The 12,223-nt window shown below is 32.1% G+C and carries 9 protein-coding genes; 1 reads left to right on the top strand and 8 read right to left on the bottom strand.

The genetic code is table 11. The features are described 5' to 3' along the window. Nucleotides 1-8: 8 nt before the first annotated feature. The 8 genes from DG435_RS00815 to menA form a co-directional block, all read right to left on the bottom strand. A complete protein-coding gene (locus DG435_RS00815) occupies nucleotides 9-1,460 on the bottom strand; it encodes a hypothetical protein (protein WP_106793015.1) in 1,452 nt (483 codons plus the stop codon). Nucleotides 1,461-1,543: 83 nt separating this feature from the next. Then, nucleotides 1,544-2,863: a M24 family metallopeptidase gene (locus tag DG435_RS00810; protein ID WP_106793014.1), complete on the bottom strand. Its 1,320-nt coding sequence runs from the start codon at nucleotides 2,861-2,863 to the stop codon at nucleotides 1,544-1,546. A gap of 118 nt (nucleotides 2,864-2,981) precedes the next feature. Continuing rightward, nucleotides 2,982-5,066 carry a VWA domain-containing protein gene (locus tag DG435_RS00805; RefSeq protein ID WP_106793013.1) on the bottom strand — a complete coding sequence of 695 codons (2,085 nt, stop codon included), beginning with the start codon at nucleotides 5,064-5,066 and terminating at the stop codon, nucleotides 2,982-2,984. 191 nt (nucleotides 5,067-5,257) lie between these two features. Next, complete coding sequence (locus DG435_RS00800) at nucleotides 5,258-6,373, bottom strand: AMP-binding protein (RefSeq protein WP_106793012.1); 1,116 nt, start codon at nucleotides 6,371-6,373, stop codon at nucleotides 5,258-5,260. A gap of 70 nt (nucleotides 6,374-6,443) precedes the next feature. Then, a complete protein-coding gene (locus tag DG435_RS00795) occupies nucleotides 6,444-7,382 on the bottom strand; it encodes a CPBP family intramembrane glutamic endopeptidase (RefSeq protein WP_106793011.1) in 939 nt (312 codons plus the stop codon). A 6-nt stretch (nucleotides 7,383-7,388) separates the two neighbouring features. Further along, on the bottom strand, nucleotides 7,389-8,429 hold the full coding sequence (locus tag DG435_RS00790; protein ID WP_106793010.1) for an o-succinylbenzoate synthase: 1,041 nt from the start codon (nucleotides 8,427-8,429) through the stop codon (nucleotides 7,389-7,391). After that, nucleotides 8,429-9,109, bottom strand: coding sequence for a metal-dependent hydrolase (locus tag DG435_RS00785; protein ID WP_106793009.1), 681 nt, complete (start codon nucleotides 9,107-9,109; stop codon nucleotides 8,429-8,431). Before DG435_RS00785 ends, DG435_RS00790 begins: the two co-directional genes overlap by 1 nt. Nucleotides 9,110-9,213: 104 nt before the next feature. Next, nucleotides 9,214-10,113: a 1,4-dihydroxy-2-naphthoate octaprenyltransferase gene (gene menA / locus DG435_RS00780; RefSeq protein WP_106793008.1), complete on the bottom strand. Its 900-nt coding sequence runs from the start codon at nucleotides 10,111-10,113 to the stop codon at nucleotides 9,214-9,216. A 196-nt stretch (nucleotides 10,114-10,309) separates the two neighbouring features. Here menA and DG435_RS00775 point away from each other — a divergent pair, with 196 nt between their 5' ends. Continuing rightward, on the top strand, nucleotides 10,310-12,016 hold the full coding sequence (locus tag DG435_RS00775) for an alpha-amylase family glycosyl hydrolase (protein ID WP_106793007.1): 1,707 nt from the start codon (nucleotides 10,310-10,312) through the stop codon (nucleotides 12,014-12,016). Nucleotides 12,017-12,223: the final 207 nt, after the last annotated feature.

Genomic DNA, 12,223 nt, shown 5'->3' with positions numbered 1-12,223 from the left:
ATTAAAGTTTAATACGCGTAATCATCTTTTGGTAACAACTGCATTTCATAGATATCATTCTCTATATTAAAGCTACTTTTAGAGCCACTATCAATAGATATCCATCGCTCGTATGATATATTTCTTAAATTTTTAGAACGGTTCCTATTGATTACCATATCAACAAAATCGTTCTTATCATTAATTTCAGAACTCTTATAAATAGTTAGTTGTGGATTTCCTAGATCTGAAGCCGTTATATTAAAACCATCTTCCTCTCTAATAAATTCTGAAACTAAATCTTTTAAAACAATTGATATTGACGGAATAGCCGAATCAAAAATTACCCAGCTAAACCTTTTGGTATCTGCTAAAACATTCTCACCATCACTATATGATGCCGCAAAATTAAAATAATCGTAATCTCCTGCTACTGTTGCTTGATAATTTAGAAAGGAATTATTTATTATAGAAACATTTAAAGTTGACGGAACATATGTTTTTGGAATTTCATCAATAGTATTATAAAAATTCCGAGTTGAAGTAATATTATCATCAAATACCGATGTTCCAAAAAACGAATACTTTTCAAAAATATTCTCTGGAACAAAAAACTCTTTTGATAATTCGCCGCCTGGAAATACCAAATTACTATCAAATCTAAAAAAAGTAGAATTTTCTGATGAATCAAAACCTGATAGACTACTGGTGAATCTTCTAAAAGCAGAATTTGACAGGCCTAAATCCGGAAAATTAACCTTTATCAGTTTTGCTTTGGGTAAAGTATTATAATCTAAAGTTACTAGTTCTCCATTACTTAATTCTTGTCTTGTATACCTAAGTTCCTCAAAACCAACTTTTGTACTTTCTGCATATGCATATACGGTAGTCGCGCCAACCTGTTTAATTTTAACATCAAAATTAAGTTTATTATCTACAATTGGTAAATCAAATGAAGTAGAACTTCCAAAACTAGTATTTTGTGATGCATTCAAAAAATTAAAAGGAACATTATCAAATTTTAGTTCTGCAGTACCCTCTGCTTTACCTTGATCAATGTCCAGATCATAAAAGTATGTACGATTAGAAACATTCAAAAAAGTTTGAACATAATATTTTACAACATTTTCATATCTAAATTCTGGTTCGGTATCTGACTCAAGATATCTGAGCACAAAATGTAAATGATACGGCTTATTTGTATCATATTTTGCCATCAATTTAATTTCTGTATTTGTTTCAATATTATTTCTTGTCAAGATTGTACCATCTTCTCCAGTTATGATCACCTCTAAACTAAGATCTTTAATTTCTTCATTAAATCTAATACTAAAATTACTCCCTCTAGAAATAGTTAGCAACGCATTTTCTTTTTCGGTAATAACTTCGCTATTATCCGGTTCATTAACAACCACATCATTATCAGAACTACATCCAAATAATAAAGTACTCACAAATAAAAAAACAAATAATCGATTCATAAAATCCTGACTAATTATAAACTTTAAATATTAAAAAATCTAATCCACGAATATAGGAATTCAGAACTATATTGTGATAAAAATTATCGTTTTGGTATGGTTATCAATTCTGTCTGTCTGTCGTTAACATATTCAAAACCTGAAGTTCCCCAAAAACCTGCTTCTTCGAGCATAATACGTATATCTTTTTTCCATTCCTGGAGTGTTACCGTAGTATTTAACTCAATAGCATAAACCGTATTTTCATACAAGAGATAATCTCCTGTTCCCGGGACTCCGCCTTGTGCATCCCACATTCCTATTGTTGGACCAGCAGAATGCCCATACAACCCTAATGGATGTGTGTATATTGATGGTTTAAGCCCTTCGGCTTTTCCTTGTTCCAGGGATTTCAATAAAATTTCATTTCCGGTCTTACCGGTCTTAAAATTAGATATAAAAATATCCTGTACTTTATTTCCGTCTGCAAAAGCCTTTGTTAAAAACTCTGGCGGTGATGTTTCTTCATTTTTTAGAATATAAGCATGTTGCTGGCAATCTGTATTTAACCGTAAATACGTAATCCCAAAATCACAATGAATTAAATCTCCAGGTCGAATCGTTTTATCTTTTGGTCGATCAGAAAAGGAAACAATATGGTTTTGTAATGCTTCTCCCGAACGTTGAATATCTACAGTAGGATGAAACCAGGTTTTTAACCCCATATCGGTTACCTTTTGTCTTAGCCACCACACTACATCGTCTGTAGTAGTGGTTCCTGGTTGTATAACCGATGTACTAAATGCTTCTTCTATAATAGCATGAGTGATCTTTACCAACTCTTTATATATTTCCATTTCCTGTTTGGTACGTGTTTCTACCCACGCTATTGACAATTTCTCGGCCGAGGAAACTCTTGATTTATATTCTTCTGGCAGCACCTTCATAAACTCATCATAATCTGTTTTTACTACACCATCCAAAATTCCAAAATCCTTAGAATAATTAATTCCAATTTTTTTAGGATCTCTTTTTGAAATGATATCCACTAGTGCTTTCCATTGATCTGGTTGTTTATCCTTATCCCAGGCAGAATCAATATTTTTTCCCACATTGTATCGGGCTACAGCCAGTTTTTCTATTGTATTCTTGGCTTTATCTCTATAAAAAACTAAGATAGTTCTCCTTCTGGCGTTTAGCCAGGTTGAAGGAAGCATTGTTTTAAGTACGGGATCTTCATTGTATTCTCTTGAAATCAGAATCCACATATCAAACTCTGTACGATCCATTAATTGAGGCAAAAGATTATCGAATCGATCTTTTAAAACCATATCAATTGCTGCGGCTCTTTCTCTTTCTTTAAGGATTTGAGATTGGATTGTAGTACTTAGGAAAAGTAAAATTATAATAAAAAAGTTTTTCATTGTTATGATTAGTGTGAGGCAATTAATTATATAATTGAAATAAAAATATCACAAAAAAAGACACCTGCAAAACAATACAGATGTCTCTTTCTAACTTTAACAATACCTTTTGATTACCTTACAATCCCTGATAACTGTTCATGAGTCTTATAAACTCTGCTTTATACCCCTGATTGTCTTTTTCTTTATTCGTTTCGGCTAAAGATATTATGTCTTTAATATTTTGGTTGTTAATATATTTTGAGTCTCTTAATTTCATTCCAAACCAAGCGATTGAAGCTGCAAAATTAAAATCTTGTGAAGCGGAAGTTTTGGAATCTGTATGCAAAACATGAACCATTTCTATACTCTTTTTCTCTTGCGGCTTTTTATATCTAAACTTAACGGTTAATAACTCATCTCCATATTCTTTATTAATCGTTGAGCTGGTATATTTTAGATCAGCAATTTCTTTGACATACTTACTTTTTACTCCTATAGGAATTACCTCATACAGTGCAGTTACTGTATGCCCACTCCCCAGCTCTCCTGCATCTTTGGTATCATCTATAAAATCCTCATCTGCCAAAAGCCTGTTTTCATACCCTATCAATCGATATGCCTGTACTTTACTAGGGTTAAACTCAACCTGGATCTTCACATCTTTGGCTATTGTATATAAAGTACCGCCGAATTCTTTTCCCAATACTCTTTGTGCTTCTTGCATAGTATCAATATATGCATGGTTACCATTACCAGTATCGGCCAACGTTTCTAACTTACTATCTTTATAGTTCCCCATCCCAAATCCCAGGCATGTTAAAAACACATCAGATTTTCGTTTTTCTTCAATCAGTTTTTTCATGTCTTTATCACTACTAATTCCTACATTAAAATCACCATCGGTGGCTAGAATGACTCTATTATTCCCATTTTTTATAAAATTGTCTTTGGCTATTTTATATGCCAGTCTTATTCCTTCTCCTCCTGCTGTTGATCCTCCAGCTTCAAGGTTTTGCAGTGCTTGGTTAATTTCATGCTTATTAGCACCAGATGTAGGTTTAAGCACCATTCCTGCTGCTCCGGCATATACTACAATAGAAACTTTGTCTTTTTCCCGTAATTGATTCACCAAAAGTTTAAAAGCTTTCTTAAGTAGCGGTAACTTGTTACTGTTACCCATTGATCCTGATACATCAATTAAGAACACAAGATTCGACGCAGGAATTTCATGTTGAGGAATCTCTTTTCCTTTTAATCCAATCTTAACCAATTGCGTTTTTGTATTCCAAGGAGTTGAGGCATATTCGGTATGAATTGCAAAAGGATGTTCGTCTTTGGGTTGTTCGTATTGATAATTAAAATAATTGATCATTTCTTCAATTTTAACGGCATCAGCGGGAACTTTAACTCCGGTATTAATCATTCTTCTAATATTACTATAAGATGCTTTATCTACATCAATAGAGAAGGTAGAAAGAGGATCCATATGAACTCTTTTAAAATCATTCTCAACAATTTCTCTGTATGATTCATCATTTTGTACTTTATAATTACCAGAATGTGTTGTAATTACAATGCACCCATGTTTAGCCTTAGCTCCATAAATCGAAGCTCCTTTTTTATTTTTAAGCACCTCTACCTTTTCAATATTTGCCGGATCTATTGCTTTTACCACAGTAATATCTTTATTATCAATAGGAACTCCATCTACCACATACAACGGTTGTTTTGTACCTGAAACCGAACTTATTCCTCGGACTTTTAATGCATTACCTGTACTAAAAACCTGTACTCCCGACGGCTTGCTCATACGTCTTTGCCTATGTTTTCTACCTCTCCTTCTTGGTTTATTACTAGATACAGCATAACTCATCGATTTTCTTACCCTATTTGACCCATATGCTGTGACTACAACTTCTTCTAGTTGTGATGAAGCAGGAATCAACTTAATATCCATAATGGTAGAGGCAACAGTTACTTTTTCTTCTGCAGTTTCGAATCCCACATAAGAAAACAGTAGTGTATCTCCAATATTCGCCATAATAGAGTAATTACCGTCAAAATCTGTTTGCGTACCGTTAGCATCACCTTTTACTAAGATATTAACCCCTGGTAATGGTAGACTTTGATCATCGGTTACTTTTCCTGTAATTTTTATTTGTTGCGCATTCGTAATTCCTATGGTAAGAAAAACAAACAAAATATAATATAATAGTCTCATAGTTGATAGTTTTTAATTATGAACTAAAACTATGTGTTCTTATAAGTGATAACAATCAAAAATGAGTGAAGTAGTCTTTTTATTGAGTAAAAAGGAAATATTGGTTTTTATGTTTCCACAAAACGTAGGAGTGAAGAGTTTATGGTTTGAATTTATTGGCAGGCACAATTCAAATTTTAATTTGAAAAGAATTACATTTTAAAATTCATGGCCATCTCTACTGTCTGTTTTCTTTGTACTTTTCCATTTTCTGTTCCTATAAATTGAGGTAGAAAATAAATTTCTTTCGGGATTTCATATTTGTTTAAAGTCTTTAGGTTTTGTATCCCTTCTTGCAGTGTTAGATATGAAATCTTATCATACTCATGTTCTATGAGCAAGATTACTTTATCACCTAGTGTATCATCAGGGATGCTGGTAACAAAAAAACGATGCCCGATCAATAGTTGTAATTTTGTTTCTATCTCTTCTGGATACAACTTCACCCCCCCACTATTAATTACATTATCATGACGCCCTTTCCACAAAAACTTTTTATATGTTTTTAGTTCTACTACGTCATTGGTAATAATTGTTTCTTCATTTAGTTGTGGAGCCTTAATAATCAAACAATTTCTTGTATCAGTGCTTAATGTGATATTAGGTAGCGCCTTAAAATAGCGAGCATCTTTTTTATCTTTTTTCTTTGGATTTATTCTTCTTGCAGCGATATGAGAAACTGTTTCTGTCATACCGTAGGTTTCAAATATTTTAGTTTTAAAACCCTGAACCAATTCTTTCAAATTTTCTGAAACAGGACCACCACCGACTATTAGTTTTTTAATTAAATGGAGTCTATTAAGAGAGTTATCTAATTGTAAGGGTACCATTGCACAAAAGTCATATTGCTTATATACCGTATCCAAAGGATTTGTTCTTGGAGGTATCAAATCTATCTTCCATCCCAATACCATAGCTCTTACAAGCATCATTTTCCCAGCAATATAATTTGCAGGAAGGCATAGCAGTGCGGTAGTTCCTTCTTCAGATTTAAAAAATTTTCCGGTTGCTATTGCACTATTGATCATGTGCTGTTTATAAACTTTTATTTTTTTTGGTTTTCCCGTAGAACCTGAAGTTTGCACAACAATATGATCTTTTTCATTTAACCAATCCAACAAAAAACTTCCTGCTTCCTGTTCATAAACCTCACCTTCCTTAATAAAACTATAAGCCAAAGACTTTAGTCTTTCTTTATCAAAAGAACTTTTATTTATTGAAAAGCTTTGATGTATTTCGGGTATAGAAAATGTACTCTTAGTTTGCATATTCAAATTTCAATTTTCTAACATACTCATAAGTTATCAATATGTAAAGAGTGTGTTATCTTTTTGTTAGTTATTCTAAAACTCTATCAGATGTTATGTTTCCAAATAGTTTATCTTTCCACCCTGTCCATTTATATTTCTTAGCTAATATGAACAGATAAATAGGATATAATATAATAACCGGAAGTACAATATCAATACCTGCCGAAGGTTCTGATATATCTAAAAATATTGCATTAGTCTGAAAAGCACTCCAGTCTGTTGTAACCAACATTGCAGCCATTATATTATTTGCTGCGTGAAAGCCTAAGGCCAATTCCATACCATCGTCCATTAGAGTCATAATACCTAATAGAAGACCGGTCCCTATATAAAACACCATCATAATATAGCCTAGTTTCTCGACTTCTGGATTTAAACCATGAAGTAATCCAAACGTTACAGAAGTGATGATAAGTGGCAACCATTTATTCTTAGCTAAAACACCTATACCTTGCATTAAATATCCTCTAAACAAATACTCTTCAAAACTGGTTTGTAGCGGTAACAAGAGTAAAGAAATTAAAGCCAAGATCAAAAAAGGAATCATTTCAAAATTAAGCTTATAAATTTCTGGTTCTGTATAATAGCTAATCACAAAAAACACAATATTTATAGATGAAACAAGAAAAAATGTAAACCAAATACGTTTCCAATCAATTTTTTTTCTTGTTGTAGTCAATTCTCTAATCTTTTGTTTGTGAAGAAACTTAACAGCTATAAATAACCCCAACAATCCAGATATAAAACTTATAATCACTAAGGTTAGAAATAAATTAGAATTCATATCTAACGAGGTGAAGTTAGATTCTGCAGCAACCATCAACGTTTGTAAATCACCAGTATTTATAAATGCCCCTATGAATAAAGGGATAATGCCAATAAATTGCCAAAAAATAAAAATGATTACTAACCCGATTAAATATCTCCACCAATCATGTTTTATTTTAAGTGCTTGTGCTATATACATATAATCTTAATTTAAATAATTTACGTTCCAGTTTATGTTATTAAAATATCCCAAAGTTCCTTGACTAACAACCAATGGTGAATCAAAGTTATTCGTATACAATCCCCCTGTTCCCAAACCTTGGGGCATTTTGCTATTTAAGGTATATGTATATTGCGCAATAGCGTTTAATCCTATGTTGCTCTCTAGTGCGCTGGTAATCCACCACCCTATCCCGTATGATTCTGCAATATCAATCCATTCTTTGGTTCCTTTAAAACCTCCTACCAAGCTTGGTTTAAGAATAATATATTGTGGTTGTATAGTTTGTAGTATTTTTTTCTTTTCTGTTACATCAAAAACACCTATTAATTCTTCATCTAACGCTATAGGTAATTGAGTTTCTTTACATAATCTTGCCATTTCTATATGTTGTCCCTGTCGTATAGGTTGTTCTATACTATGCAAATTATAAACAGAAAGGCGTTTTAATTTATCTAAGGCTTCTTCTGGTTTAAAAGCTCCATTTGCATCTACTCTTAACTCAATACTGTCTGAAGAAAACTGAGATCGTATATAGGACAACAAATTTAGTTCTGTTTCAAAATCAATAGCCCCAATTTTCATTTTTATACAATCGAACCCATCATCTAATTTTGAGGTAATTTGTTGCCTCATAAATTCTTTATCTCCCATCCATATGAGTCCATTGATAGAAATTCGTTCCTCACCATTAGTAAATGCCGAAGGAAATAATAAAAAAGGAGAATCACTTTCTAAAGATCTAAAAGCTATCTCTACTCCAAACTGAATACTTGGAAACTCTATAAGCTCTTCCCAAAGTTTATCTACTCCTAAATGAATATTCTCACAGGTCCACCTTAATTTATCCTCATAATCTGGTCGGTCATCTATACTTAATGTTCTTAGAATTCCGCATTCACCTATCCCTTTCTTTGTTCCATCAGAAATCACGATAAACCAGGTTTCTTTGGTTTTTAGAATCCCTCTCGAAGTACCGCTTGGTCTTTTAAACTGAAGGGTATACTTATAATAACTGGCATCCATTATAATACGATGCTTTCCCCTATACCCAATAGCATAAGGTCTTTGTTTTTTTCAAAAAACTTTTGCTTGGCTTCATCATGATCTATTTCGATATATCCAAAAGTATCATAATGTACACCTAATATTTTATCACATTCAACAAAATCACTTGCGATAATAGCATCATCCACTCCCATTGTAAAATTATCCCCAATTGGTAAAATAGCAAGATCTAAAGTATTTCTTAATGGAATTAATTTCATATCCATTGTTAATGCTGTATCACCAGCAATGTAAATGGTTTTATGTTCTCCTTCAATAATAAATCCTCCTGGTTGTCCCCCATAAGTTCCATCGGCAAAGCTACTGGTATGAATTGCATTTACATATTTTACTTTTCCAAATTCAAAATTCCAGGTTCCTCCATGATTCATAGGATGCACTTCTATGCCTAGGTTCTGGTAATATGTAGCTATTTCATAATTCGAGACAATCGTAGCAGTATTTCTTTTCGCTATAGCCTCTGCATCGAGAACATGATCTTGATGTGCATGAGTAAGCAGTATATAATCTGCTTTAATTGTACTCATATCAATTTTATCCTTAGATAATGGATTACCCGAAATAAATGGATCTATAAGGATATTTGTTTCATTAATTTCAATTAATAAAGTATTATGGCCGTAAAAGGTAATTTTCATGCGTGAAAAATTTAAACTTATTATACTATAAATAGATCTTGAGATACAATAGAATATTACAAGGAACTACTATAAATCATCTGTAATTACAGAGTTCGACTAAATTATAAAATCTGCCCCAGACTAAATAAAATAGACAGTAAAAATGTTGTTAAAGCTATTTTTTTTAGCTCAGGATCCAGTAGTTCTGAATTGCTAGTTTTGGCTACCTTTCGTATATGAATGAGTAAAGGTATATAAGCAATCAGGAACAAAAAGTTTATAGGAGTTTTATATGTAGCATAAAGATACACTAACATGGATAGCATAGCGATAATTAGCAAAGTAAAATGATATGTTCTTGCTCGATTAATTCCTAGTTTTACAACAAGTGTATTTTTACCTGCTTTTTTATCACTATGATAATCTCTCATATTATTAAGGTTTAATACTGTAGCACTTAATAATCCGATAGTGATGGCGGGGAGAAAAACAAGTATGTCAAGTTTTTTTGCAAACAAAAAGTAGCATCCAACCACACTAACTAACCCAAAAAAGATAAATACAAAAAGATCTCCTAAGCCTCTATAGCCATATGCAGAACTACCCATCGTATACTTAATCGCGGCTGCTATAGCAGTAAGTCCTAGTATGAAAAAGAATACAGAATAGAAAAAATTTTCTTTTCCGAAAGAAACATAAATTAAAGCAATGGCAACTCCTAACGTGATTAATGCTGTAAGTACTATTCCTTTATACATTTCTTTTTTAGAAATGGCTCCGCTTTGCAAAGCTCTTTGTGGCCCAACTCTATCCTCATTATCAGTTCCTTTTACCCCATCACCATAATCATTAGCAAAATTGGATAAAATTTGTAACCCTAATGTAGTAGCAATGGCCAACCAAAAGATGTTTGTTCCTAAAAAATTTATATAACCTAAAGCTGATCCAACAACTATTCCTGAAACCGATAGTGGTAAAGTTCTTAATCTAGCTGCAGAGATCCATGCTTTGAATTTGGTCATTTTTATAATTTTGACTCCAAAGGAACATTATTTTTATAGAAAAATAAAAATTAATTACATCAATTCTTTACCTTATGGATTTGCAAAAATGCATAACAAATTATAATGTCACTCATTTTTATGAATTTAGTAATTCATCTTTCTCTAATTTTTATGAGACTTTTTATAGCTTAGCATTTTTAAATCCCTAAATACTATGTTCAAATTTATAAAAACCATTGTTTTTTTACTCTTATGCCTAATGATCGGATGTAAAGAGGAGTCAAAAAAAGATGGTATTGATCAATCAAAAATCACCAAACCTAATACTAATAAAGTAAAAAAAAATGAAAAACCTTCCTTTGTTTGGGAAGGATCCAATATATATTTTTTGTTAACCGACAGGTTTAAAAATGGGAATACTACAAATGATAAAGTTTTAGAGCGAACTAAAAAAACAGGGAAGCTTAGAGGTTTTGAAGGTGGTGATATTAAAGGGATTACTCAAAAAATAGAAGATGGATATTTTAAAGACCTTGGAGTTAATGTGATTTGGTTCAGCCCTGTTGTTGAACAGATACACGGAAGTGTAGATGAAGGTACTGGAAATACATATGCGTTTCATGGGTATTGGACAAAGGATTGGACAAAAATTGATCCGAATTTTGGCACTTATAAAGAACTTAAACAATTAGTAGAAACTGCCCATAAAAACGATATCCGAATTCTAATGGATGTTGTAATGAACCATACTGGCCCGGTTACCGAGCAAGATCCTGTTTGGCCAGATAGCTGGGTACGAACCTCTCCACAATGCACTTATAAAAATTATGAAAGCACTATAAATTGCACTCTGGTAAAAAACCTTCCTGATATAAAAACAGAGAATAATGAAAATGTAGAGTTACCCGAAGCATTAATAAATAAATGGAAGGCAGAGGGACGATTAGAAATAGAACTTGCAGAAATAGATATTTTCTTTACTAAAACAAGATTAAAAAGATCTCCTAAAAATTATATTATCAAATGGTTAACAGACTATGTTAGAGATTTAGGGATAGATGGATATCGAGTAGATACTGTAAAACATATTAGAGAAGATGCTTGGAGTATCCTGGCCGAGCAAGCTAAGTTAGCCTTCTTAGAATGGAAATCAAAAAACCCAGATAAACTACTGGATAATAATGAGTTCTTTATATTAGGTGAATTATATGGTTATGGAATCGATGGTAAACGATATTATGATTTTGGAGATCGCAAAGTAGATTATTTTGCTCATGGATTTGATAACATGATCAATTTTCAATTTAAACACGATGCTAATCAGCTTGATTATGAAAAATTGTTTAGCAAATACAGTAAAACTTTATATACAAATTTAATTGGTAAAGGGATAACCAACTACATAAGCTCTCATGATGACGGTAAACCTTTTGACAATAAAAGAAATAAAACTTATGAATCTGCCACCAAACTGCTACTAACTCCCGGGATATCACAAATATATTATGGCGATGAAATAGCAAGACCTTTAATCATCGATGAAACTAAAGGAGATGCTACTCTTAGATCTAATATGAATTGGGATGCTATCAACAATGAGGATACCAAAGCATTATTAAGGCATTGGCAAAAACTAGGAGTTTTTAGAAAAGATCACCCCGCTGTAGGAGCTGGTAAGCACAAAATGATATCTCAAAAACCCTATGTGTTTTCAAGAAAGTATCATAAAAATGGAATATCAGACAAGGTAGTAATAGGATTAGGTCTTCCTATGGGAGAAAAAGTAATTAAAATTAATTCTGTTTTCCCAGAGGGAACCATTTTGATTGATAAATACTCGGATAGAGAAGTTACAGTCTCTAATGATTCTGTAGCAGTCGATTCTGAATATGAAATTGTTCTACTAGCTATTAAAAAATAAATTAATAATAAGAATTCTTTTTAATCATAGGTCATCATCATGTGACTATGAATCTTGTTTTATTTTTTTCTAATATTCAAAAATAATATATCTCAACACCTAGTTGTATGTAGCTATATATACATATAACCTATGTTTTCATAGAAACTCAAAGTAAAAACCAGGCCTTGTATCGGGTAATAAAGTAGTAATTTATTGAAGTACATA

This window comes from Aquimarina sp. Aq78, from assembly GCF_900299525.1.
Lineage (GTDB): Bacteria > Bacteroidota > Bacteroidia > Flavobacteriales > Flavobacteriaceae > Aquimarina.
Note: the sequence above shows the minus strand (reverse complement) of the source record. Positions and strands in the feature narration are given on the sequence as shown.